Origin of the sequence: Streptomyces misionensis (genome assembly GCF_900104815.1) — a bacterium.
GTDB lineage: Bacteria > Actinomycetota > Actinomycetes > Streptomycetales > Streptomycetaceae > Streptomyces > Streptomyces misionensis.
In genome coordinates this window covers 1,678,311-1,702,639 of record NZ_FNTD01000004.1, presented here as the reverse complement: position 1 = coordinate 1,702,639, position 24,329 = coordinate 1,678,311, and the positions used below count along the sequence as shown (strand labels likewise).

Sequence of the window (24,329 nt, the reverse complement as noted above, 5' to 3'; positions counted from 1 at the left end):
CCGCCCGGCGCTCAGCCGGCCCGGCAGCCGGGCGAGTTGCGCGCCGCCGTGCTCCGCGGAGTGCCGGTTCCCGGGCGGTCATAGACTGGTGCGCTGCCCGTACGATCCCCGCCCGAGAGGCCCGATCCCGCCCATGAAGCTCGTCTTCGCCGGTACCCCCGAGGTCGCCGTTCCCGCCCTGGACGCCCTGCTCGCCTCCGGGCGGCACGAGGTGGCCGCCGTCGTCACCAGGCCCGACGCACCCGCGGGGCGGGGCCGCAGGCTGGTCGCGTCGCCCGTGGCCGAGCGGGCGGAGGAGGCCGGCATCGAGGTGCTGAAGCCGGCCAGGCCGCGGGACCCCGAGTTCCTCGCCCGGCTGACGGAGATCGCCCCGGACTGCTGCCCGGTCGTCGCCTACGGCGCGCTGCTGCCCCGCGTCGCCCTGGACATCCCCGCGCACGGCTGGGTCAACCTGCACTTCTCGCTGCTGCCCGCCTGGCGCGGGGCCGCGCCCGTGCAGCACTCGATCATGGCGGGCGACGAGATCACCGGTGCGTCCACCTTCCTCATCGAGGAGGGCCTGGACTCCGGGCCGGTGTACGGCACGGTGACGGAGGAGATCCGGCCCACCGACACGAGCGGCGATCTGCTCACCCGGCTGGCCTTCGCCGGGGCCGGGCTGCTCGCGGCCACCATGGACGGCATCGAGGACGGCACCGTGAAGGCCGTGCCGCAGCCGGCCGACGGCATCACCCTCGCGCCGAAGATCACCGTCGAGGACGCCCAGGTGGACTGGGCGACGCCGGCGCTGCGCGTGGACCGGGTGGTGCGCGGCTGCACCCCGGCGCCCGGCGCCTGGACCACCTTCCGCGGCGAGCGGCTCAAGCTCGTCCAGGTCACGCCGGTGCCCGCCCGGACCGACCTCGCGCCCGGACGGCTCGCGGCCGGCAAGAACAGCGTGCACGTGGGCACCGGCTCCCACGCCGTCGAGCTGCTGTGGGTCCAGGCCCAGGGCAAGAAGCCGATGCGCGCGGCCGACTGGGCCCGTGGGGCGCGGATCACGGAGGGCGAGACCCTGGGCGGCTGACCGGGGCTGCGGCGGCGGGGCACGCGCCCGCCGCCTTCCACGGCGGCACCCGGGCCCTCGACGCGGCCACGGGGCCCTCGACGCGGGCCCGGGCCCTCGACGCGGGGCCCTCGACGCGGGCCCGGGCCCGAGCGCCCCGGCACCCGCGCACCCCCGCTCACCTCCGCCGACGTAGGCTGGGCGGCACACCCCCTTTCACCTCCGGAGCACCTTTTTCGTGAGCGAGCAGTCGCGGCGGGGCCGTAAGCCCGCCAAGCCCTATCGGCGTCCCAAGAAGGACCCCGTCCGCATCCTGGCCTTCGACGCGCTGCGGGCGGTGGACGAGCGGGACGCCTATGCCAACCTCGTGCTGCCGCCGTTGCTGCGGAAGGCGCGGGAGAAGGGCGACTTCGACGCGCGGGACGCCGCGCTCGCCACCGAGCTGGTGTACGGGACGCTGCGCCGGCAGGGCACGTACGACGCGGTGATCGCCGCGTGCGTGGACCGGCCGCTGCGCGAGGTGGACCCACCGGTGCTCGACGTGCTCAGCCTGGGCGCGCACCAGCTGCTGGGGACGCGGATCCCGAGCCACGCCGCCGTGTCCGCCACCGTGGAACTCGCCCGGGTCGTGCTCGGCGACGGGCGGGCCAAGTTCGTCAACGCGGTGCTGCGCAAGGTGGCGCAGGACGACCTCGACGGATGGATCGGGAAGGTCGCGCCGCCGTACGACGAGGACCCCGAGGACCACCTCGCCGTCGTGCACTCGCACCCCCGCTGGGTCGTCTCCGCGCTGTGGGACTCGCTGGGCGGCGGGCGCGCCGGCATCGAGGAGCTGCTCGCGGCCGACAACGAGCGGCCGCGGGTGACGCTCGTGGCGCGGCCGGGCCGGGCCGCCACCGAGGAACTGCTGCGCGAGGAGGCCGCCGAGCCCGGGCGCTGGTCGCCGTACGCCGTGCGGCTGGCCGAGGGCGGTGAGCCGGGCGCGGTCGAGGCGGTGCGCGAGGGGCGCGCCGGGGTGCAGGACGAGGGCAGCCAGCTGGTGGCGCTCGCGCTGGCCAACGCGCCCCTGGAAGGGCCGGACGCCAGGTGGCTCGACGGCTGTGCCGGACCCGGCGGGAAGGCCGCGCTGCTGGGGGCGCTCGCCGCCGAACGCGGTGCCGTGCTGCTCGCCTCGGAGAAGCAGCCGCACCGGGCCGGGCTGGTCGCCAAGGCGCTGGCCGGCAACCCGGGGCCGTACCAGGTGATCGCCGCGGACGGCACCCGGCCGCCGTGGCGGCCGGGCAGCTTCGACCGGGTGCTGGTGGACGTGCCGTGCACCGGGCTGGGCGCGCTGCGGCGGCGGCCCGAGGCCCGCTGGCGCAGGCGCCCCGAGGACCTGGACAATTTTGCTCCCCTCCAGCGGGCGCTGCTGCGCACCGCGCTCGACTCGGTGCGCGTCGGCGGCGTGGTCGGCTATGCCACCTGCTCCCCGCACCTCGCCGAGACCCGGGCGGTCGTCGCCGACGTGCTCAAGCAGTACCCGGACGCCGAACTGATCGACGCCCGGCCGCTGCTGCCGGGTGTCCCCGCGCTCGGCGAGGGCCCCGACATCCAGTTGTGGCCGCATCTGCACGGCACCGACGCGATGTATCTGGCACTGATCCGCAAGACGGCCGGCTGACGGTCCGCAGGCGGTCGCGCGGGCACCATTTCACCGCGTGCGCCGGGTTCGTCGCCCTCGGTTATCCACAGGGACGTCCGGAACATCAGACAAACGGCAGATCAGTGTGATGAACGGTCTCACCTGTGGACCGGCGCGAACATCAGTGCCCCGGACATGGCAGTCTTGGGGCATGGCCGTGCAGATCAACCCCAGCATCCTGTCCGCCGACTTCGCCCGCCTGGCGGAGGAGGCCAAGGCTGTCCAGGGCGCCGACTGGCTCCACGTCGACGTCATGGACAACCACTTCGTCCCCAACCTCACGCTCGGCGTGCCGGTGGTGGAGTCCCTGGCCCGTGCGACGGACACCCCGCTGGACTGCCACCTGATGATCGAGGACCCGGACCGCTGGGCCCCCCAGTACGTGGAGGCGGGCGCCTCGTCCGTCACCTTCCATGTGGAGGCGGCCGCCGCTCCGGTGCGTCTCGCCCGCGAGATCCGCGCCAAGGGCGCGCGCGCCTCCATGGCGCTCAAGCCCGCGACGCCCATCGAGCCGTACGAGGACCTGCTGCCGGAACTCGACATGCTGCTCATCATGACCGTCGAGCCGGGCTTCGGCGGCCAGGCCTTCCTCGACATCATGCTGCCGAAGATCCGTCGCACCCGTGAGCTGATCGGCAAGCACGGCCTCCAGCTCTGGTTGCAGGTCGACGGCGGTGTCTCGGCCACCACGATCGAGCGGTGCGCGGAGGCGGGCGCGGACGTGTTCGTCGCCGGCTCGGCGGTCTACGGGGCGAAGGACCCGGCGGACGCGGTGCGTGCCCTGCGCGCCCAGGCGGAGACGGCCACCGCCGGGGCGTCCTGGGCATGCGACCACTGAGCCACGGCTACGTGAACGGTTGAGAGAACGCCGCCCATCAGGGCGGATCAGTTGCGCCGAATCTGCAAGGATGAACGGCGAATCCAGAGTGTGAACAGCAGTGAGGAGATCGCCGTGTCGGGTATGTCGGCGGGCCGGTCAGCCATGCGGATGGGACCCGCTGAGCTGGTCCAGGCGGCGGCCATGGCCCGCCGCTTCTACCTCGAGGGCAAGTCCAAGATCCAGATCGCGGAGGAGTTCGGCGTCAGCCGCTTCAAGGTGGCCCGGGTCCTGGAGACCGCTCTCGAACGGGATCTCGTACGCATCGAGATCCGTGTGCCGGCCGAACTGGACGCCGAGCGCTCCGACGCGCTCCGCGCCCGCTACGGCCTGAGGCACGCCGTCGTGGTCGAGTCCCCGGCGGAGGCCGAGGAGACCCCCGACCCGGAGAACCTCGGCGAGGTCGCGGCCGACCTGCTCGGCGAGCTGGTCGACGAGGGGGACGTACTGGGGCTGGCCTGGGGCCGGTCCACCATCCACATGGCGGCCGCCCTCGACCGGCTGCCGCCGTGCACGGTGGTGCAGCTGACGGGTGTGTACGACGCCGGCACCTCGGAGCGCGGCTCGGTCGAGGCCGTGCGCCGTGCCGCCCAGGTCTCGGGCGGCGACGCCCACCCGATCTACGCGCCGATGCTGCTGCCGGACGCGGCCACCGCGGCGGCCCTGCGCAACCAGACCGGGATCGCCCGCGCCTACGAGTACTTCGACAAGGTCACGGTCGCCTGCGTCTCCATCGGTTCCTGGGAACCGGGCATCTCGACGGTGCACGACATGCTCAGCGACGAGGAGCGGGCGCACTACGCCTCGCTCGGCGTCGCGGCCGAGATGGCCGCGCACCTCTTCGACGCCGAGGGGCGCCGGATCGGGCGGGACCTGGGGGAGCGGTGCATCACCGTCAAGGCCGACCAGCTGCGCCGCATCCCGGAGGTCGTGGCGATCGCCGGCGGTCAGCGCAAGGCGGCGGCGATCGACGCGGTGCTGCGCTCCGGGCTGGTCACCAGCCTGGTCACGGACACCTCGGCCGCGGACTACCTGATGACCGCGGGCCCGACGCCGAAGGCCGCGCTCACCCGGCAGGACCCCGACGGGCAGTGAGCGGCGGTGAGCGAGGACGGAGGCGGACGAGACGGCCGCCGGCCGCCCTCGCCTCCGCCGCCTTCCGCGGGGCACGGGTCGTCCGGACCGGCCCGCCGTGAAAGCATCGTCCGCATGTCGTCGCGGTACGTTCCCCTGAAGTTCCGATGGTCCCGGGCGCCCGGCCGGGCCCCGTCCCGTGTGCTCGCGGGGCTGCTGGTCGTGCTCGCCGTGCTGCTCGCCGGATGTGCCGGAGGTACGGGCTCGGGCACGGGCAGCGGTACGGGGACGGGCGGGGGCCCGTCGTCCGCCGCCGTGGCCACTCCCGGGTGGGCCAGAGGCATGGCCACCGTGCCGGAGTCCCGGCTGCCCGCCGAGGCCCGGCGGACCCTGGCCCTGATCGACCGGGGCGGCCCCTATCCGTACTCCCGCGACGGGATCGTCTTCGGCAATTATGAGAGACACCTGCCGAAGCACCAGCGCGGCTACTACCACGAGTACACGGTGCCGACGCCCGGCTCGCACGACCGCGGGGCGCGCCGCATCATCACCGGACAGGGCGGGGAGTTCTACTACACCGGTGATCACTACAACTCGTTCCGGGCGGTGCTGAGATGACCCGGCAACTCACGGACCGCGCGGTCGTCGCCCTGGACCTCTCCCGGGTCACGGACAAGGCCGCCCTGATGGACGCGGTGGCGGCGGCCCTCGCCCTGCCCGACTGGTTCGGCCGCAACTGGGACGCGCTCCTGGACAGCCTATGCGACCCCTCCGTCTGGCCGACCGCGGCGGCCGACCGCGGACTGCTCCTCGTCGTCACGGGCTGGACACCGTACGCGGACGCCCGCCCCGACGAGTGGCGGGTGGCCCACGAGATCTTCACCGAGGCGAGCGAGGGCCCGGAGCAGGTGACGGTGGCGCTGGCGTTGGGGTGAGGGGGCGCGGGGGCCTGGCCCAACGGAACGTCAACTCTCAGCCGGGGGAACCCGGTCGCGTCACACCGCTGTGGCCGCCTCCGCCGCCGTGGCCCGGGCCGTCCGGACCTCCACCGTGCGGTGGCCCACCGCGCACACCAGTCGCAGGTCCGTGCGCTCCTCGCCGTCGAGGAGCGCGGCGTGCACCGCCGACAGGACGGGCACCGGGTCGACCACCGAGGACCGTCCCTCCGCTCCCTGCGGCGCGATGCGCAGGGACAGCAGGGGGCCCGATCGCGGGCGCAGCAGGCAGTGGGTGGCGGAGACGACGACCGCGGCGCTGCGCCGGCCGCCGGGGTGGTCCGCCAGGATCCGCAGGGTCCACTCGTCCGCCGGTTCCGTCGGCGCGCCGGGGTGGCCGCCCGCGCGGCGGTGCAGCAGACCGGCGCTCTGGGTGAACCGCCGGTGCGCGGCGCCCACTTCGGCGGCCAGATGGTGAGCGGGCGCGGGCGGCACGAGAGGGGCGGGATGGCGCAGCACCCGGAGCGTCCCGCCGCCGTCGGCTTCGACACGGACCGCGAAGGCGGCGGGCGCGAGCGGCGCGGGGGTCGGGTCGGGCAGCAGCCGGGGCAGGACGGGATGGGCGGGCGGGGCGAGGTCCAGCAGGCCGTACACGGTCTCCCGTAGCCGGTCGAGCGCCCGACCCTGCTCGGCGAACGCCGGTTCCGCGAGGGCACGGCTGCTGCCGGGGCGGTGATCGCGCAGTGCCGTCGCCACCAGGCTCGCCGCCTCCGCGCCGGGAAGGTGCGGGGCGAGGCGGGGGACGCCCGCGAGGAGGCCGGCCATCGGGCTGCCGGGCAGCAGTTCCCTGCCGCCGTCGTAGGCGCCGAGCAGAGGACGGTCCAGCGCCGCCGGGTACAGGGCCGCCGAGCCGTGGTCGGTGATCAGCACGTCCGCCGCGACGGCGACCGACGCCCACTCCTCGTGCGCCGCGGGCAGGACCAGCCCGGCCCGGCGGGCGGGTTCCAGGTACTCGGCCAGGTCGAGCGTGCCGCGGCGGGCACGTTCGTTGGGGTGGAGCACCAGGGCGAGCTGGTACTCGTCGTGGGGGAGCGCGGCGGCCAGTTCGGCGGGCAGCCCGGGGCGGCGGTTGATCAGGGACTCCGGGCCCCAGGTCGAGAACAGCACGACGAGGGTGCGGTCGCCCGTGCCGAGCGCGGCGCGGTAGCGGTCGCGGCGCTCCCGCGACTCCAGGAACCGTTCCAGGAGCGGATCGCCGACGACCGTCGCCCGGGCCGTCACCGCGGGGCCGGCCGGTGCCAGCCGTGCGATCTGCCCGGGGTGGGAGAACAGATAGCGGGCGGCGAGCGGGGCGCCGTCGGGCAGCAGCAGATGGGCGGGGTCGAGTCCGGATGCGGAGTCCTCGGTGCCCTCGCCGGGCACCGACTTGTTGAAGCCGGCGCCGTGCGGGAGCAGGACGCGCGGGCCGTGCAGGGCCTGGAGATCGCCTTTGGGACTGGCGGCGAGGATCAGCGCGAAGGTCCGGCCGACCGCCTCGGCCCAGGGCAGGACGCGCCCGCCCGCCCGCTCCAGGGCGCGCAGGGCGTCCGCGGAGAACTCGGAGCCGGGAACCAGGGTGAAACAGCGGCGGACACGGTCGTCACCCGCGAAGACGGGGAGCGTGTCGAGCAGCCGGTGCAACGCGTTCCGCGATCGCGCGGCGAACAGCACGGCGCGCCTGTCGTCGCCCATCGGCCCGCCCCCCGACTCTCCCCCTTTTGCCTGCCACGCCCTCGCCGCGCGCACGGACCGTGGAGCAGGTCCGCCGAGACTCGCCAGAACGGTCGGATGATCGTACCGGTCCGGTTTCGGTGGATCCTCCGAAGGTCCGTGGGGGAGCCTGGAGGTTTTGACCGGGGGTGATCGGGGGGACGGCATGGGAGAATGAAGTACGTGCTCTTTTCCCCTCGGCGCACCCGTCGGGGGGTCGCCTCTGAACGACTGGGATGTGCAGCACGTGCGTTTCCTCAATGACATCCGGCCCACGTACGACCTGACGTACGACGACGTGTTCATGGTGCCGAGCCGCTCCGCGGTGGGTTCGCGGCAGGGTGTGGACCTCAGCTCGCCGGACGGCACGGGAACCACCATCCCGCTCGTCGTCGCCAACATGACCGCCATCGCCGGGCGGCGCATGGCCGAGACGGTGGCCCGCCGCGGTGGCCTGGTGGTCATCCCGCAGGACATCCCGATCGACGTGGTCACCGAGGTCGTCTCCTGGGTCAAGGGCCGTCACCTGGTGCTGGACACCCCGATCGTGCTGGCCCCGCACCAGACCGTCGCGGACGCCCTCGCGCTGCTGCCCAAGCGGGCGCACAACGCCGGTGTGGTCGTGGACGAGAACCAGCGCCCCATCGGCGTCGTCACCGACGAGGACCTCTCCGGTGTGGACCGCTTCACCCAGCTCGAAGTGGTCATGTCCAAGGACCTGCTCCTGCTGGACGCGGACATCGACCCGCGCGAGGCCTTCACCACCCTCGACACGCACAACCGGCGCTACGCCCCGGCCGTCGACAAGGACGGCAGGCTGGCCGGCATCCTCACCCGCAAGGGCGCCCTGCGCGCCACGCTGTACACCCCGGCCGTGGACGCGAACGGCAGGCTGCGCATCGCCGCCGCCGTCGGCATCAACGGCGACGTGGCGGGCAAGGCCAAGCAACTGCTCGACGCGGGCGTGGACACCCTCGTCATCGACACCGCGCACGGCCACCAGGAGTCGATGATCAGCGCGATCAAGGTGGTGCGGGCCCTCGACCCGCAGGTGCCCATCGCCGCGGGCAACATCGTCTCCGCCGAGGGCGTCAGGGACCTGATCGAGGCGGGCGCGGACATCGTCAAGGTCGGTGTGGGCCCCGGCGCCATGTGCACCACCCGCATGATGACCGGCGTGGGCCGCCCGCAGTTCTCCGCGGTGCTGGAGTGCGCCGCCGAGGCGCGCAAGTACGGCAAGCACGTGTGGGCCGACGGCGGCGTCCGGCACCCGCGCGACGTGGCCATGGCCCTGGCCGCCGGTGCCTCCAACGTGATGGTGGGCTCCTGGTTCGCCGGTACCTACGAGTCCCCGGGCGACCTCCAGCACGACGCGAACGGCCGCCCCTACAAGGAGTCGTTCGGCATGGCCTCGGCACGCGCGGTGCGCAACCGCACGTCGGAGGAGTCGTCGTACGACCGCGCCCGCAAGGCGCTCTTCGAGGAGGGCATCTCCACCTCCCGGATGTTCCTCGACCCGGCCCGCCCGGGCGTCGAGGACCTGATCGACTCGATCATCGCGGGCGTCCGTTCCTCCTGCACCTACGCGGGCGCGGGCTCCCTGGAGGAGTTCGCCGAGCGGGCCGTCGTCGGCATCCAGAGCGCGGCCGGCTACGCCGAGGGCAAGCCGCTGCACGCCAGCTGGAGCTGATCCCCTCCGCACCCGGCGGCCCCCGTCGTTCCCCCTGGTGGGAGCGGCGGGGGCCGTCGGCATATCCCCTCTCGCCGCTCCTGTCCGACCCGGCCCGATGTGCGGCGGTTGCGCAACGTTTGGCATCCGGAGCGCAACGTTCCGCCGTGACGTACGGTGGAACGCAACGATCGTGCGGGTGTGCGCAAGGTTGCTGCATTACCTCCGCGAAGGCCCGCCTCGTAGTGTGCTGCGCTGTACCCGGCGTCAGCAGCTGTCTTCGGCGCCACCACGGCATCGGCGGCGGCTAGCGCGTCGACCGCATCGAACGAGGAGCCAGCGCGTGCTCGATCACGGCGCCCCGCCGCAGAACCAGACATCGGCAGCCCCCGCCGCCCCGGGCCTCGGCGCCCGCCTGATGCGCCGCAAGCCCGTGGAACTCCTGGTCGCCGAGGGTGGCAAGGGTGAGGGCGGGTCGTTGCGGCGCTCCCTCGGGCTGTGGCAGCTGACCATGATCAGCATCGGTGCCACGCTCGGCACCGGCATCTTCGTGGTCCTCGGCGAGGCCGTCCCGAAGGCCGGACCGGCCGTCACCCTGTCCTTCGTGATCGCCGGCCTCACCGCCCTGTTCTCGGCCCTGTCCTACGCCGAGCTGGCCGGCACCATCCCGGTCTCCGGCTCCTCCTACTCGTACGCATACGCAACGATGGGCGAGCTGATCGCCTGGGTCTGCGGCTGGTGCCTGCTCCTGGAGTACGGCGTCTCGGTCGCCGCCGTGGCCGTCGGCTGGGGCCAGTACCTGAACGAGCTGCTGCACGGCACCATCGGTGTCACCGTGCCGGCCGCCCTGTCCGCCCCGCCCGGCCACGGCGGCGTCTTCAACCTGCCCGCGCTGATCGTCGTCCTGCTCGCCATGGTCTTCCTGCTCGGCGGCGCCAAGGAGTCCGCGCGGGCCAACACCGTCATGGTGTGCGTGAAGATCGCCGCGCTGGTCCTCTTCTGCGCCATCGGCTTCATGGGCTTCAAGGCGCACAACTACACGCCCTTCATGCCGCTCGGGATGACGGGCGTCAGCATGGCCGGGGCCACGCTGTTCTTCTCGTACATCGGCTTCGACGCCGCCTCCACCGCCGGCGAGGAGGCGAAGAACGCCCAGCGCGACCTGCCCCGCGCGATCATGCTGTCGCTGGTCATCGTGACGGGCCTGTACGTGCTGGTCGCCGCCGTCGCGGTCGGCGCGCGGCCCTGGCGGTCGTTCAACGACTCCGAGGCCGCGCTCGCGCAGATCATGAAGGACGTCACCGGGCAGAGCTTCTGGGCCACCCTGCTGGCCTTCTGCGCCGTCATCGCCATCGCCAGCGTGGTGCTGACCGTGCTCTACGGCCAGACGCGCATCCTGTTCGCCATGTCCCGCGACGGTCTGATGCCCAAGGTCTTCGCCCGGGTCCACCCGAAGAGCGGCGCCCCCCGGGCGAACACCGTCATCGTCTCCCTGTTCTGCGGCATCCTGGCGGCCGCGATCCCGTTGGGACAGCTGGCCGACGCCACCAGCATCGGCACGCTGTTCGCCTTCGCCCTGGTCAACGTGGCGGTCGTGGTGCTGCGCTTCAGCCGGCCGAACATGCGGCGCGGCTTCCGGGTGCCGCTGTCGCCGCTGCTGCCCGCGCTGGGCTTCGTCTTCTGCGTGTGGATGATGGGCAGCCTGTCCGCCGTGACCTGGACGGTGTTCGGTGTCTGGCTGGTGGTCGGGCTCGTGTTCTACTTCGTATACGGCTTCCGCCGTTCCCGCCTCGCGACCGGTGCGGACCTCGCGGTGGCGGCAGAGAAGTGAACCCACCGAAGAAGTAAGTGAACCACCCCCTGTGCTGAACGATCTCGACGAACGCATCGTGCACGCCCTCGCCGAGGACGCCCGCCGCTCCTACGCGGACATCGGGCAACTGGTCGGACTCTCCGCGCCCGCGGTCAAACGCCGAGTGGACCGGCTGCGGGCCACCGGAGCCATCACCGGATTCACCGTACGGGTGGATCCGGCGGCGCTCGGCTGGGAGACCGAGGGATACATCGAGATCTACTGCCGGCGGAACACCTCGCCGGAGACGATCCAGCGGGGGCTGGAGCGGTACCAGGAGGTGGTGGCCGCGTCGACGGTCACCGGGGACGCGGACGCCATCGCCCAGGTGTTCGCGTCGGACATGCGGCACTTCGAGCGGGTGCTGGAGCGGATCGCCGGGGAGCCGTTCGTGGAGCGGACCAAGTCCGTGCTGGTGCTGTCGCCGCTGCTGCGCCGGTTCTCCTCCGGGGCGCCCGGCTAGAATCCGGGGCGGGCTATTCGGCCGTCTTCCGGGACAGCGCGTTGTTCCCGATGGAGTTGTGCACGCTGAACGTCACCGCGTCCGGCCGGTACCGGTCGTCCGACCATTCCACCGGGCGCCCCTCGCGGGTCGTCGTCACGCGGCGGACCCGCAGGAGGGGGCTGGTGCGGCGGACGCCCAGCAGCTCGGCGTCGCGCGCGCCGCAGGCGACCGCGTCGATGAGGTGCTCGCCGTGGGCGAAGACGAGGCCCGTGTCGTCGTACAGGCGCTGGGTGACCGATGGGCAGTCGGGCTCGATGGACTCGACCGCGGGGGAGATCCAGTCGGCGTACACCGTGCGTTCGAGCAGCACCGGTTCGCCGTCCAGACCGCGCACGCGCAGGACGTGCAACACGGGTGTTCCCAGAGGGAGTTGGAGGCGTACGGAGTCCTCGTGGGCGGCCGGGCGGTAGCCCTGGGAGACCACCCGGCCGGTGGCCTCGCGGCCCATCGCGCGGGCCCACTGGGCGAAGCTGCGCAGCTCCTCGAAGCTCTGACTGCGCCGGCTGGCGAGGACCACGCGCCGGGCGCCCTGGCGGGAGCCGATCAGGCCCTCGGCGGTGAGGGCGGCGACGGCCTGCCGGACGGTGCCGCGCGAGACGCCGTAGTGCGCGGCCAGCTCCGACTCCGAGGGCAGCCGGCTGCCGACCGTGTACTCCTCGCGGCCGATCGCGCGCCGCAGTTCGTCGGCGATCTCCTCGTGTCGCGCCGTCATGCTTCCCCTCCGCGTCGGCGGCTGTGCACAGCGTGACAGCCTAATCGACGTTCCAGCGTGCTCCGGGGGAGCTGCGACTGTGGAGGGAATCAGCGGCCGATGTTCCTCGCGCGTTCACCACCGGGACATCGAAGACGGGCGCACCGAGGCCGACTTGTTCGGACAAGTTCCCGCGCCGGGGTCGTTTCCTCCGAGCTGACCTGGGCCGACGGGGGGTCGCCATTGCGGTTCGGGGTGACCGTCCCGTAGGTTGTGCGGGCTCTCTACTGACTGGTAATACCGGTAGGTCTCCATGCGCTGGCCCCTCGGCCGTCCCACCACCGTCCGCACCCGGATCGTGGCGCTCGCGCTCGCCCCGGCCGTCGCCCTGATGGCCCTGTGGGGCTTCGCCATGGTGTCCGTCACCGCCGAACTGCGCGCCCTGATCCGGGTCCAGGGGGTCTACGACGACTTCGGCACCCCCGTCGACACGGCGGTCGGACAGATCCAGATCGAACGCCGGATGTCCGCCGCCTACCTGGGCGGCGGCACCGGCGCCACCAGCGCGGGCGAGCTGCTCGGCCAGCAGCGCCGCACCGACCGCGTGGTGGACGCCATGCGGCTGGCCGTCCGCGACGGCGACCGGGGCCGGCTGACCGCGCGCCAGCGGCAGGCGCTGGACGCCATGGTCACCGCCACCGGCAGGCTGGACGGGCTGCGCCGGCGCGTGCTCACCAGGCGGATCGGCTGGGACCAGGCCGTCGAGCAGTACAGCGCGCTCGTGACACCCGCCTTCGACGTGCAGTCCACGCTCACCGCGCTCCAGGCCGGACAGCTCGCCCGCGAGACCCAGACCGTCTTCGAGCTGGTCCGGGTGCGCGAGTTCGTCTCCCGGGAGGACGCGCTGGTCACCGGGGCGCGGGCGGCGGGCACCACCCTGACCGCCCGGCAGTACGGCGCGCTGACCCAGGCCGTGGAGGACCGGCGCGTCTTCCAGGAGACCTATGTGCCCGACCTGCCGTCCGACTCCCGGGCCCTGTTCGAGGACTTCCAGCGCGGAGACCTGTACCGCTCGCTGACCCGGGGCGAGGACGCGCTGCTGCGGGCCGGGGCCGGCGGGGCGTCCCGGGCGGTCGCGGCCGGTGACTGGCGCTCCACCATCGACCGGATCGTCAAGCGGTACCGGGACCTGTGCACCGAGGCGGGCGACAACTCCGCGGCACGCGGCCGGGCGTTCGCCTACCACGAGCTGACCAAGGCGGCCGTCGCCGGCGGCGCCGGACTGATCGCCGTGGCGCTTTCCCTGGGGCTCGCGGTGCGCGGCGCCCGGCGGATCTCGCGCCGCCTGGAGGCCCTGCGCGACGCCGCCGACGTCCTGACCACCCGCCAACTGCCGGACGTCATGCGCAGGCTGGGGGCCGGCGAAGAGGTCGACGCGGTCGCCGAGGCGCCGCCGCTCCCCGCCGGCGCCGTCCGCGACGACGAGATCGGGCAGGTCGGCTGGTCCTTCAACACCGCGCGGCTGGCCGCCGTCGAGGCCGCGGTGAAGCAGGCCACCCTGCGCCGGGGGCTGTTCGCGGTGCTGCTCAACATCGCGCGCCGCAACCAGGCCCTGGTGCACCGGCAGTTGAAGCTCGTGGACACGCTGGAGCGGCGCACCGAGGACCCCGACATCCTGCGCGAGCTGTTCCGCATCGACCACCTGACCACCCGCATGCGGCGGCACGCGGAGAGCCTGATCATCCTCTCCGGCGCCGCGCCCGGCCGCCGCTGGCGCCGGCCCGTGCCCGTCGCGCAGGTCGTCGCCTCCGCCGTCGGCGAGATCGAGGACTACACACGGGTGGTCGTGCCGCCGATGCCCAAGGCCGCGATCGCGGCCGACGCGGTCGCCGACGTCGTCCACCTGATCGCCGAACTCCTGGAGAACGCGACGGTGTTCTCGCCGCCGCACACCCAGGTCACGCTGCGCACCGGGCGCGCCGGGGGCGGCTTCGTGCTGGAGATCGACGACCGCGGACTCGGCCTCGACGCCGACGCGCTTGCCGAGGCGCGGCGCACCCTCACCGACCCCGACGCCTTCGACCCCACCCGCCACGACCGCCTCGGCCTCTACGTCGTCGGCCGTCTCGCCGCCCGCCACGGCATCGACGTCAGCCTCCGCGACTCGCCGTACGGCGGGACGACCGCGGTGGTGCTGCTGCCGGAGCAGGTCCTGGCGGACGCCGAACCGCCGGCGCGGGCGGAGCGGCACGAGCGGCGGCGCGACACCGTACCGGCCCCGCACTCGCCGGAGGAGACCACCGGAACACGGCCGCTGCCGACCAGGAAACGGACCGCGCCCGCACCGGACGACACCCCGCCCCCACTCCCCGCACGGGTGCGCGGCACCCGCCCGGCCGCTCCCGGCGCCCCCGCCCCCGCGCTGCCCACCCGCACCCGCCAGACCTCGATCGCCCCGCGGTTGCGCGACGAGCCGCGGCCCCCGGGGGACACGCCGCGGCGGGAGATCGACGCCGACGAGATGCGGGCGATCTTCGGGGCCTTCCAGCGCGGGCTCGACCAGGGCCGCAAGGGGCTGCCCACGCGGCCCGACGCGCCGGACGCACCCGTGACGACCACCCACGCCGACGAAGGGACGGACACCGACGATGCACGGTGACGACCAGACCCCCCGACAGTCCGCCGTGTCCGCCGGGACGCCCGGCACGGACCTCGGCTGGCTGCTGGACGACCTCGTGGCCCGCACCGACCACGTACGGCAGGCCGTGCTGCTCACCGCCGACGGCCTCCCGCTGAGCAGCTCGGCGGGCATGCCACCGCAGGACATCCAGCACCTGGCCGCCGTCTGCTCCGGCTTCCACGGCCTGGCGCGGTCGGCGGGGGAGCGGTTCGCGGCCGGCCAGGTGCGGCAGACCATGGTCATGCTCGACGACGCCTATCTGTTCATCACCCCGGCCGGCAGCGGCAGCCGGCTCGCCGTGCTCAGCGAGGCCGGCACCGACGTCGGCCAGCTCGCCCACGAGATGGCCCTGCTGGTCCGCCGTCTCGGCAGTCACCTGGACGCGGCCGCCCGTGCCACCCCATGATCCCGCCGTGAGCGACGAGCACTGGTACGAGGACGAGACCGGGTCGATGGTGCGCCCCTACACGGTGACCCGGGGCCGCACCCGGCCCTCGGACCGGCACGCCATCGACCTGATGTCCCGGGTCACCGCCCTGGACACGGACGCCGCCGAGGCCGGCGTCGACCACGCGGGCGCCGCCCTGCTGGAACTGGTCCGGCGCGGCCCGCGCCCGGTCGCGGAGCTGGCCGCGGACGCCGATCTGCCCCTGACCGTGGTCAGGGTGCTGCTCGGCGACCTCGCCGAGGCGGGCCTCGTCCGCATCGAAGCGCCCCACCGCGCCCCGGCCGGCGGTGCGGCGGCCGACCCCGTGCTGCTGCGGGAGATCGTGGACCGGCTGCGCGAACTCTAGTGTTTGTAACAGCCGTGTAGGGGACCGGTGAGGACCGGAACCCGGCACCGGTCGCGCGTGTCTCAAGGAGCAGCACGTCGCCCGTACCGCTTAAGGGGAATCATGCGCGTCCAGAAGTTCACGTTGCTCGCCGTCGCCGTCGCCGCCGGCCTGTCCCTCACCGCGTGCGGCGGCAGCGACAGCGGCTCCTCGGGCGGCGGCGACTCCTCCGCGTCGAGCGCCGCCTCGGGCGCCTCCGACACCCAGGGCTCCGGGACGCAGGGCTCCCCCTCCCAGGGTTCGGACGGCAACGGCGGCTCCACCGGCACCGGCCAGAACGGCGGCCGCACGAGCGGCGGCCAGACGGGCGGCGGCCACGCCGCCACGGGCACCGGCCGCGCGTCCGGCGCCGGCTGCACCACCGCCCACCTGGCGTTCAGCACCTCCGGCGCGATGGCCGAGGGAGAACTGATCGTCAACATGAAGAACACCGGCTCGGCCAACTGCACCCTGCACGGCTTCCCGGGCGTCGACCTGAAGGGCAAGGACGGCACCGTCAGCGCCTCCCGCAGCAAGCTCACCGCCCCGGTGGTCACCCTTCAGCCGGGCGCGGAGACCCGCTTCACCCTGCACTACCCGCCGAACAACTCCGGCGGCTCCGGCGTGACCTTCACCCAGCTCGTCGTCACCCCGCCGAACGAGACCCACTCCACCGTCCTCAAGGCCGGCGTCAACGTGCCCGTCACCGAGGGCGGCCCCGGCATCACCGTCGACCCGGTCGGCACCGGCAAGTAGCGCCGGTCCGCCCGCGCACGGGGCGCCAGCCGACGCCCCGGGCGGCCCACCGGCGGCCCGCGGATGTCCGATCCGTCCCCCGACCGGCCGCCGGTCCGCCGGGGCGCGCAACGAATCGCCGCCCCACCCTCCCCGCACGCAACGAACCGCGCACCCGCGCGCAACGGCTGCTCCTTGTCCGGCCGAGCGCGCCGACCGTACCGTCTACCTGACCCCGAACCCCCTCCGTGACCGGTGAGGTAGACGCATGCGCACCGCCCTGCTCCAGAGCTCCGGCCGCCCCGGCTCCGTCGCCGGGAACCTCGCGGTCCTGGACGAGGCCGCGGGCCGGGCCGCCGCCTCGCGCGCCGCGCTGCTGACCACCCCGGAGATGTTCCTCACCGGCTACGCGATCGGCGACGCCATCGGGCGTCTCGCCGAGGGCGCCGACGGCGAGTCCGCCGACGCCGTCGCGGAGATCGCCGCGCGGCACGGTGTCGCGATCGCCTACGGCTACCCGGAGCGCGCCGGCGACGCCGTCCACAACTCCGTCCAGCTGATCTCCGCCGACGGCTCCCGGCTCGCCAACTACCGCAAGACGCACCTGTTCGGCTGCTTCGAGCGCGAACACTTCACCCCGGGCGAGCGGCAGCTCGTCCAGGCCGAGCTGAACGGCCTCACCGTCGGCCTGCTGATCTGCTACGACGTCGAGTTCCCGGAGAACGTCCGCGCGCACGCGCTGGCCGGCACCGACCTGCTGCTGGTGCCGACCGCGCAGATGCACCCCTACCAGTTCGTCGCCGAGTCGATGATCCCGGTGCGCGCCTTCGAGAACCAGATGTACGTCGCGTACGTCAACCGGGTCGGCCTGGAAGGGGAGTTCGAGTTCGTCGGGCTGTCCGTCCTCGCCGGGCCCGACGGCGTCGCCCGCACCCGCGCGGGGCGAGCCGAGCAGCTGGTGTGCGCCGACGCCGACCCCGCCTTCCTGGCCGCCTCCCGCGCGGCCAACCCCTATCTGACGGACCGCCGCCCCGGCCTGTACGGGTCCCTCGTCTGACGTCCGCCAACCCCCCTCGGCTTTCCCAGAGTTCTTCGTGCAAGGAGTCCGTACCCCATGACGTCCACGGTGCCCAACGCGGTCGAGCACACCGACGCGCAGCAGCCGCCGATCACCATGTTCGGCCCGGACTTCCCCTACGCCTACGACGACTTCCTCGCCCACCCGGCGGGCCTCGGGCAGGTCCCCGCGACCGAGCACGGCACCGAGGTCGCGATCATCGGCGGCGGCCTGTCCGGCATCGTCGCCGCCTACGAGCTGATGAAGATGGGCCTCAGGCCCGTCGTCTACGAGGCCGACCAGCTCGGCGGCCGGCTGCGCACGGTGGGCTTCGACGGCTGCGACGCGGACCTCAACTGCGAGCTGGGCGCGATGCGGTTCCCGCCGTCCTCCACGGCCCTTCAGCACTACATCGACCTGGTCGGCCTGACGACCAGGCCGTTCCCCAACCCGCTGGCCGAGGCGACCCCGTCGACCGTCGTGGACCTCAAGGGCGAGACGCACTACGCCAGGACCATCGACGACCTGCCCCAGGTGTACCGGGACGTCGCCGACGCCTGGAACAAGTGCCTGGACGAGGGCGCCGACTTCTCCGACATGAACCGCGCCATGCGCGAGCGGGACGTCCCGCGCATCCGCGAGATCTGGGCGAAGCTGGTCGAGAAGCTGGACAACCAGACCTTCTACGGCTTCCTCTGCGACTCGGAGGCGTTCAGGTCCTTCCGGCACCGCGAGATCTTCGGCCAGGTCGGCTTCGGCACCGGCGGCTGGGACACCGACTTCCCCAACTCCATCCTGGAGATCCTGCGCGTCGTCTACACCGAGGCCGACGACCACCACCGGGGCATCGTCGGCGGCTCCCAGCAGCTGCCGCTGCGGCTGTGGGAGCGCGAGCCGGAGAAGATCGTCCACTGGCCGTACGGCACCTCGCTGCGGTCCCTGCACGCCGACGGCGAGCCGCGTCCGGCCGTGACCCGGCTGCACCGCACCGCGGGCAACCGGATCACCGTGACCGACGCGGGCGGTGACATCCGCACTTACCGGGCGGCGATCTTCACCGCGCAGTCCTGGATGCTGCTGTCCAAGATCGACTGTGACGACTCGCTGTTCCCGATCGACCACTGGACCGCGATCGAACGCACCCACTACATGGAGTCCAGCAAGCTCTTCGTCCCGGTCGACCGGCCGTTCTGGCTGGACAAGGACGAGGAGACGGGCCGGGACGTCATGTCGATGACGCTCACCGACCGCATGACACGCGGGACGTACCTGCTCGACGACGGTCCCGACAAGCCCGCCGTGATCTGCCTGTCGTACACCTGGTGCGACGACAGTCTGAAGTGGCTGCCGCTGTCCGCGAACGAGCGGATGGAGGTCATGCTGAAGTCGCTCGGCGAGATCTACCCGAACGTCGACATCAGGAAGCACATCATCGGCAACCCGGTGACCGTCTCCTGGGAGAACGAGCCCTACTTCATGGGCGCGTTCAAGGCCAATCTGCCGGGCCACTACCGCTACCAGCGGCGCCTGTTCACGCACTTCATGCAGGACCGGCTGCCCGCGGACAAGCGGGGCATCTTCCTGGCCGGCGACGACATCTCCTGGACGGCCGGCTGGGCCGAGGGGGCCGTGCAGACCGCGCTGAACGCGGTCTGGGGCGTCATGCACCACCTCGGCGGCGCGACCGACGCGACCAACCCCGGCCCGGGCGACGTCTACGACGAGATCGCCCCGGTCGAACTCCCGGAGGACTGACCGGGAGACACGGCCGAGGCGCGGGCGGCCGGCCTCAGACTCCGGCCGCCCGCGCCTTCTCGAAGACCTCGGCGGCGACGTCCGTCAGCTCCGCCGCGTCCCGCGCGGTGCCCTGGAGATCGATCAGGATCTCGTCCAGGCCGATCGCCGCGTGCTCCACCAGGTCCTGCACGATCTGGTCGACGCTGCCCTGGAACGGCCGCCGGTCGGCGCCCTCGTAGGGCTTCGGCAGGCGCGTGGTGTTCACCCGCAGCACCGTGCGGATCGGCTCCGTACGTCCCCGCTCCTCGGCCAGCTCCCGCAGCCGCCGCCAGTCCGCCGCGACCCGCTCGGCCCCGGTGCTCACCGGCAGCCAGCCGTCGGCCCGGTCCACCAGCCGCCGCCGGGCCCGCCCGCTGCCCGCGGCCAGCAGGATCGGGATCGGCCGGGCAGGCTTGGGCCCCACCACGGCCGGGGCGATCTTCGCCAGGGGGCCGTCGTGGGCCACCGGGTCCGGGCCCCACACCGCGCGGCACACGTCGATGATCTCGTCCAGCACCGCGCCGCGCTCCTCGAACGGCCGTACGCCCGCAGCGGCGTACTCGTCCAGGGACCAGCCGGTGCCGAGTCCCGCCAGCACCCGGCCGCCGCTCGCCGCGTCCAGCGAGGCCAGCGCCTTCGCCAGCTGGAAGGGCAGGTGCAGCGGCGCGATCAGCACACTGGTGCCCAGTTCGGCCCGCCGGGTGGCCGCCGCGGCCAGGGTGAGGGTGACCAGCGGCTCCGCCACCGAGCGGTACTGGTCGGGCCAGGGCAGGCCGTCGATGCCGTACAGCCCCTGGGTGGCGGGCTCGGGGAACAGGGCCCGTTCGAAGACCCACAGGCTGTCGTAGTCGAGGTCCTCGGCGGCGCGCGCCACCTCGGGGACGTCCTTGCCGATCGAGTACTGCCGCATCTGGGGAAGACCGAGTCCGAGCCGGGTCGCCATGCCGTTGCTCCTCCGCGTTCGGGTACGTCGCGGCCAACGTGCCATGGCACCGAGGGTGTTCCGGGGAGGGCGCGCCAGGGACGATTTCGGGCCACCGCGGCGGACGGGCGGGGGAGGGGGACCGGCGGGGGCCGTGGTGTGCGCCGGGCGCGGGTCAGCGGGGCCGCGGTGTGCGGTGGCCGAGCGGGGTCAGCAGCATCCGGCCGGCGAGCCCGACCACCGCGTCCAGCCGTTCGGTGAACTCCCCGGCGATGTCCGGGCGGTGGCGCAGCGCCCACAGCGCGCGGGCCGCCGCCCAGGCGGCCTCCCGGGCCCGTTCCAGGCTCCAGGACCCCACGAGATGGGTGAGCGGATCGGCGAGCTGGAGCAGATCGGGGCCCGGCATCAGCTCTTCGCGGACCCGTTCCTCCAGCACCACCAGGATCTCGCCCACGTGCTCGAACTCGTCCTCCAGATCGGCCGGTTCGCAGCCGACGGCCCGGCAGGCGTCCACCACGGCGAGGGGGAGGTCGTGCCCGACGTGTGCGTTGACACCGGCCAGCGCGAACTGGAGCGGCCGTACCCCGGGATGGCGGCGCAGCTGGAACAGCGGCCGCCAGCAGGCGGGCGGCCTCAGGTCCGCCGCGTCGGCGTCCACCGCGGTCAGGTACCGCTCGGCGAACCGCACGTCCAGCGCGGTGGCCGCGCGGGGATCGGGGAACTCCCCGCCGCGCAGGCGCCGGCCGATCTCCTCGGTGACGGTGAGGTAGACGCGGTTGAACACGGCGACCCCGTCCCGCTCGGGCAGGACGGCGTCGAGGGCACGCATCCGGGCGACGACCGCGTCGACGGTCGTGCCGGCCCGTGCCGCGGGGAAGGTGACCTGTTCCGGCTGCGTCATGGACGCAGCCTCCCAGCTCCGGCGCGCGGGCCGGGCCGACCGGCCCGCGCGGTCGCCGGAACGAGGGAACGCGGCCCGCTACGACTCGGTGCGCGGGGTCCCCGGGTCGTAGGTGGACGTGCCCTCGTCCAGGAGGGGTTCCTGCTTCTTCAGATGGGCCGGGGCGAAGGCGCGCAGGGCGTGGTAGCCGGTGATGACGACCACGGTGCCGAGGGCGATGCCGCTGAGCGAGAAGTTGCTCGTGAACTTCATGCTGACGTTGCCGACGCCGATGATGATGCCCGCGGCGGCCGGCACCAGGTTCAGCGGGTTGCGCAGGTCCACCTTGGCGTTGAGCCAGATCTGCGCGCCGAGCAGGCCGATCATGCCGTAGAGGATGACGGTGATGCCGCCGAGGACACCGCCCGGGATGGCGGCCACGATGGCGCCGAACTTCGGGCAGAGGCCGAACAGCAGGGCGAAACCGGCGGCGGCCCAGTAGGCGGCGGTGGAGTAGACGCGGGTCGCGGCCATCACGCCGATGTTCTCGGAGTACGTGGTGTTCGGCGGGCCGCCGACCGCCGTGGACAGCATGGAGGCGACGCCGTCGGCCGAGATCGCCGTCCCCAGCTTGTCGTCCAGCGGGTCGCCGGTCATCTCGCCGACCGCCTTGACGTGGCCCGCGTTCTCCGCGACCAGCGCGATCACCACCGGCAGCGCGACCAGGATCGCCGACCACTGGAAGGACGGCCCGTGGAAGTGCGGCAGCCCGATCCAGTCCGCCTTGGACACGCCCGAGAGGTCCAGGCGCCAGTGGTCGGTGAGCTTGCCGCCGCCGTCCACGGAGTGGATCTTGCCGAAGACCCGGTCGAAGACCCAGGAGATGCCGTAGCCGAAGATCAGGCCGAGGAAGATCGCGATCCGGGACCAGAAGCCGCGCAGGCACACCACGGCGAGTCCGGTGAAGAGCATCACGAGGATCGCCGTCCACTGGTCCTGCGGCCAGTAGGTGGACGCGGTCACCGGCGCCAGGTTGAAGCCGATCAGCATGACGACGGCGCCGGTGACGATCGGCGGCATGGCGGCGTGGATGATCCGGGCCCCGAACCGCTGCACCGCGAGCCCCACCAGGAACAGCACGACGCCGACGGCGAGGGTGGCGCCGGTCACCGTCGCGCTCGTACCGCCCTGCGCGCGGATGACGGCGGCCACCCCGACGAACGACAGGGAGCAGCCGAGGTAGCTGGGCACCCGGCCCCGGGTGGCCAGCAGGAAGATCACCGTGGCGATGCCGGACATCATGATCGCCAGGTTGGGGTCCAGGCCCATCAGCACGGGCGCCACGAAGGAGGCGCCGAACATCGCGACCACGTGCTGGGCGCCGAGGCCGACCGTCCGCGGCCAGGACAGCCGTTCGTCGGGCCGTACCACCGCTCCGGGCGCGGGCGTGCGCCCGTCACCGTGCAGTTTCCAGCGCACGCCGAGGTCCATGGTGGGGTTTCGCTTTCTTGCCGGGGGGAGTGTGTGACCGGGGGTAGCCGCAGGGCTATCCGCACCATTGTCGCTGGTCGCCGACCCACCCCGAGCACACGCCCGCCGTCCGGGCCCCGGCGAGGGCTTGCTGAGCGGTCGCTTAGTATGTCCGCCGTGCCCAGGGGTGCCACCCCGTTCGCCTCGCTCAGGAGCTCCACCCGTGACCGTCGAAGCCGCCCCCGCCCCCGCCGTCTCCTACGGCCGGCTGGTCCCCGTCACCGTCCATTTCGACGACCTCGACGCGCTCGGACTGCTGCACAACGCCCGCTACCCGCTGCTGGTCGAGCGCGCCTGGACCGAGCTGTGGCACGAGCACGGCATCCATTTCGACGGCGACTGGGTGGCGGCCGGGGACGCCTGCAACGCGGTGCGCGAGCTGCGCATCGGTTATGAGGCGCCGGTCACACGCCCCGGCCGCTACGCCGTGCACCTGTGGCTGGACCGGCTCGGCACCACCGGGCTGACCTACGGCTTCCGCTTCTGCTCGGCCGACGGCGCCGAGACCTACGCCCGGGGCGCCCGGGTGCTGGTCCGGCTGGACGCGGCGACCCTGCGCCCGGCGCCGTGGAGCGAGGGCTTCAGGGCCGTTGCCCGGGAGCTGCTGCGGCCCGCGGACTGACCTCCCGCGCGGGCCCGCGCTCGGCGCTGCGCAGCACTCCCGCGCACACCGCGAGCCCGCACGCCAGCGCCGTCACCACGCCGAACGAGACCACCAGGCTGGTCGCCTGGGCCACCCCGCCGATCAGGCTGGGCGCGACGAGCCCCGAGGTGTAGGTGATGGTCGCCACACCCGCGATGGCCTGGCTGGGGTTGGGTCCCGCGTGTCCGGCGGCGGCGAAGCACAGCGGCACGACCACCGCGATGCCGAGCCCCATCAGGGCGAAGCCGCCCATCGCCACCGCCGGCTGCCCGGCGACCACCACCAGCAGTCCGCCGAGCACCGCGAGGACGCCGCCGGCGCGGACCGTCCGCACCGCGCCGAACCGGTTCACCACCGCGTCTCCGGCGATCCTGGCCACGGCCATCGTGAGCATGAACCCGGTGGTGGACGCCGCCGCCAGCGCGGCCGAGCTGTCCAGCCGGTCGCGCAGGAACACCGCCGACCAGTCCAGGCTCGCCCCCTCCGCGAACACCGCGCAGAAGCCGATCATGCCGATCAGCAGCGCGGAGCGGGGCGGCAGCGCGAACCGCGGCGGCGGCTCCTCGTCCTCGGTGGGCTGTAGGTCCAGCACCCAGGAGCAGGCGAGCAGGCCGAGCACCGTGAGGACGGCCGAGGCCAGCAGGAAGTGGGTGCGCGCGTCCGCACCGAGGTGGGCGGCGAGCGTGCCGGCCGCCGAGCCGGTGAGCGCGCCCGCGCTCCACATGCCGTGCAGCCCCGACATGATCGATTTGCCGAGCCGCCGTTCGACCTCGACCCCGAGCGCGTTCATCGCCACGTCGGACATGCCCGCGCAGGCGCCGTAGGTGAACATCGCCAGGCACAGGGTGGGCAGGTTCGGCGCCAGGGACGGCAGGATCAGCGAGAGCGTCCACAGCGCGAGCAGCCCGCGCAGGGCCGTACGGCTGCCGAAGCGGTGGCTGATCCGGCCCGCCACCGGCATCGCGCACGAGGCGCCGAGCGCGGTGAAGGCCAGCGCGAAGCCCAGCCGGCCCGCGCTGAGCGAGGCGTGGTCCTGGACCCAGGGCACGCGGGTCGCGAAGGAGCCGGTCACGGCACCGTGTACGGCGAACACGGCCGCCACGGCGTACCGGGCGCGCCGCACCTCGCCCTTGTCACTCATGTCTGTGCTCCTCCCCGGAAGTCGTCGGGCGTAAATTATCAGGGACCCTGCCTGATAGATAGTTCTTATCGCGTC

The 24,329-nt window shown here is 73.4% G+C and carries 22 protein-coding genes; 16 read left to right on the top strand and 6 right to left on the bottom strand.

Going from position 1 to position 24,329, the window contains the following annotated elements; genetic code table 11:
* The first annotated feature begins 133 nt into the window (after nucleotides 1–133).
* The 6 genes from fmt to BLW85_RS09190 all read left to right on the top strand — a co-directional run bounded on the left by fmt (nucleotide 134) and on the right by BLW85_RS09190 (nucleotide 5,612).
* Complete coding sequence (gene fmt, locus BLW85_RS09215) at nucleotides 134–1,066, top strand: methionyl-tRNA formyltransferase (protein WP_070030043.1); 933 nt, start codon at nucleotides 134–136, stop codon at nucleotides 1,064–1,066.
* A gap of 217 nt (nucleotides 1,067–1,283) precedes the next feature.
* A complete protein-coding gene (locus BLW85_RS09210; RefSeq protein WP_074991805.1) occupies nucleotides 1,284–2,705 on the top strand; it encodes an RsmB/NOP family class I SAM-dependent RNA methyltransferase in 1,422 nt (473 codons plus the stop codon).
* A 172-nt stretch (nucleotides 2,706–2,877) separates the two neighbouring features.
* Nucleotides 2,878–3,564: a ribulose-phosphate 3-epimerase gene (rpe, locus tag BLW85_RS09205; RefSeq protein WP_070030041.1), complete on the top strand. Its 687-nt coding sequence runs from the start codon at nucleotides 2,878–2,880 to the stop codon at nucleotides 3,562–3,564.
* A 90-nt stretch (nucleotides 3,565–3,654) separates the two neighbouring features.
* Nucleotides 3,655–4,698, top strand: coding sequence for a sugar-binding transcriptional regulator (locus tag BLW85_RS09200; protein ID WP_074991804.1), 1,044 nt, complete (start codon nucleotides 3,655–3,657; stop codon nucleotides 4,696–4,698).
* 114 nt (nucleotides 4,699–4,812) lie between these two features.
* On the top strand, nucleotides 4,813–5,295 hold the full coding sequence (locus tag BLW85_RS09195; protein ID WP_079172308.1) for a guanyl-specific ribonuclease: 483 nt from the start codon (nucleotides 4,813–4,815) through the stop codon (nucleotides 5,293–5,295).
* Entirely contained in the window at nucleotides 5,292–5,612 is a 321-nt protein-coding gene (locus BLW85_RS09190) for a barstar family protein (protein WP_074991803.1), read from the top strand. Before BLW85_RS09195 ends, BLW85_RS09190 begins: the two co-directional genes overlap by 4 nt.
* Nucleotides 5,613–5,672: 60 nt before the next feature.
* On the opposite strand, the gene BLW85_RS09185 is transcribed toward BLW85_RS09190, so the two are convergent.
* Entirely contained in the window at nucleotides 5,673–7,343 is a 1,671-nt protein-coding gene (locus BLW85_RS09185; protein WP_074991802.1) for a translation initiation factor 2, read from the bottom strand.
* Between the two features lie 265 nt (nucleotides 7,344–7,608).
* On the opposite strand from BLW85_RS09185, the gene BLW85_RS09180 reads away from it, so the two are divergent.
* The 3 genes from BLW85_RS09180 to BLW85_RS09170 all read left to right on the top strand — a co-directional run bounded on the left by BLW85_RS09180 (nucleotide 7,609) and on the right by BLW85_RS09170 (nucleotide 11,345).
* Entirely contained in the window at nucleotides 7,609–9,051 is a 1,443-nt protein-coding gene (locus tag BLW85_RS09180) for a GuaB1 family IMP dehydrogenase-related protein (protein WP_074996028.1), read from the top strand.
* Between the two features lie 322 nt (nucleotides 9,052–9,373).
* The gene (locus BLW85_RS09175; RefSeq protein WP_074991801.1) at nucleotides 9,374–10,861 is read left to right on the top strand and encodes an amino acid permease; all 1,488 of its coding nucleotides are present in this window, start codon (nucleotides 9,374–9,376) and stop codon (nucleotides 10,859–10,861) included.
* A gap of 31 nt (nucleotides 10,862–10,892) precedes the next feature.
* Nucleotides 10,893–11,345 carry an Lrp/AsnC family transcriptional regulator gene (locus BLW85_RS09170; protein ID WP_023552128.1) on the top strand — a complete coding sequence of 151 codons (453 nt, stop codon included), beginning with the start codon at nucleotides 10,893–10,895 and terminating at the stop codon, nucleotides 11,343–11,345.
* A gap of 13 nt (nucleotides 11,346–11,358) precedes the next feature.
* Here the strand turns inward: BLW85_RS09170 and BLW85_RS09165 are convergent, their stop codons facing one another.
* Nucleotides 11,359–12,099: a GntR family transcriptional regulator gene (locus BLW85_RS09165; RefSeq protein ID WP_070030036.1), complete on the bottom strand. Its 741-nt coding sequence runs from the start codon at nucleotides 12,097–12,099 to the stop codon at nucleotides 11,359–11,361.
* Between the two features lie 292 nt (nucleotides 12,100–12,391).
* Here BLW85_RS09165 and BLW85_RS09160 point away from each other — a divergent pair, with 292 nt between their 5' ends.
* From BLW85_RS09160 to BLW85_RS09135, 6 genes are all read left to right on the top strand, one after another.
* Nucleotides 12,392–14,737 (top strand): sensor histidine kinase, encoded by a 2,346-nt coding sequence (locus BLW85_RS09160; protein WP_074991800.1) that lies wholly within the window; start codon nucleotides 12,392–12,394, stop codon nucleotides 14,735–14,737.
* On the top strand, nucleotides 14,727–15,164 hold the full coding sequence (locus tag BLW85_RS09155; protein ID WP_079172307.1) for a roadblock/LC7 domain-containing protein: 438 nt from the start codon (nucleotides 14,727–14,729) through the stop codon (nucleotides 15,162–15,164). Before BLW85_RS09160 ends, BLW85_RS09155 begins: the two co-directional genes overlap by 11 nt.
* A 7-nt stretch (nucleotides 15,165–15,171) precedes the next feature.
* On the top strand, nucleotides 15,172–15,552 hold the full coding sequence (locus BLW85_RS09150; protein ID WP_239697624.1) for a DUF742 domain-containing protein: 381 nt from the start codon (nucleotides 15,172–15,174) through the stop codon (nucleotides 15,550–15,552).
* 102 nt (nucleotides 15,553–15,654) lie between these two features.
* Nucleotides 15,655–16,326, top strand: a complete 672-nt coding sequence (locus tag BLW85_RS09145) for a DUF4232 domain-containing protein (RefSeq protein ID WP_070030034.1) — start codon at nucleotides 15,655–15,657, stop codon at nucleotides 16,324–16,326.
* Between the two features lie 247 nt (nucleotides 16,327–16,573).
* Nucleotides 16,574–17,362: a carbon-nitrogen hydrolase family protein gene (locus BLW85_RS09140; protein WP_074991799.1), complete on the top strand. Its 789-nt coding sequence runs from the start codon at nucleotides 16,574–16,576 to the stop codon at nucleotides 17,360–17,362.
* Between the two features lie 57 nt (nucleotides 17,363–17,419).
* Nucleotides 17,420–19,117 (top strand): flavin monoamine oxidase family protein, encoded by a 1,698-nt coding sequence (locus BLW85_RS09135; RefSeq protein WP_074991798.1) that lies wholly within the window; start codon nucleotides 17,420–17,422, stop codon nucleotides 19,115–19,117.
* A 34-nt stretch (nucleotides 19,118–19,151) separates the two neighbouring features.
* Here the strand turns inward: BLW85_RS09135 and BLW85_RS09130 are convergent, their stop codons facing one another.
* From BLW85_RS09130 to BLW85_RS09120, 3 genes are all read right to left on the bottom strand, one after another.
* Entirely contained in the window at nucleotides 19,152–20,081 is a 930-nt protein-coding gene (locus BLW85_RS09130) for a TIGR03619 family F420-dependent LLM class oxidoreductase (protein WP_074991797.1), read from the bottom strand.
* Nucleotides 20,082–20,235: 154 nt separating this feature from the next.
* On the bottom strand, nucleotides 20,236–20,961 hold the full coding sequence (locus BLW85_RS09125; protein ID WP_074991796.1) for a DUF5995 family protein: 726 nt from the start codon (nucleotides 20,959–20,961) through the stop codon (nucleotides 20,236–20,238).
* A 78-nt stretch (nucleotides 20,962–21,039) separates the two neighbouring features.
* A complete protein-coding gene (locus BLW85_RS09120) occupies nucleotides 21,040–22,431 on the bottom strand; it encodes a uracil-xanthine permease family protein (RefSeq protein WP_074991795.1) in 1,392 nt (463 codons plus the stop codon).
* Nucleotides 22,432–22,633: 202 nt separating this feature from the next.
* On the opposite strand from BLW85_RS09120, the gene BLW85_RS09115 reads away from it, so the two are divergent.
* Nucleotides 22,634–23,092, top strand: a complete 459-nt coding sequence (locus tag BLW85_RS09115; protein ID WP_074991794.1) for an acyl-CoA thioesterase — start codon at nucleotides 22,634–22,636, stop codon at nucleotides 23,090–23,092.
* Here BLW85_RS09115 and BLW85_RS09110 read toward each other — a convergent pair.
* Nucleotides 23,052–24,254, bottom strand: a complete 1,203-nt coding sequence (locus tag BLW85_RS09110; RefSeq protein ID WP_074991793.1) for an MFS transporter — start codon at nucleotides 24,252–24,254, stop codon at nucleotides 23,052–23,054. The genes BLW85_RS09115 and BLW85_RS09110 overlap by 41 nt on opposite strands.
* Nucleotides 24,255–24,329: the final 75 nt, after the last annotated feature.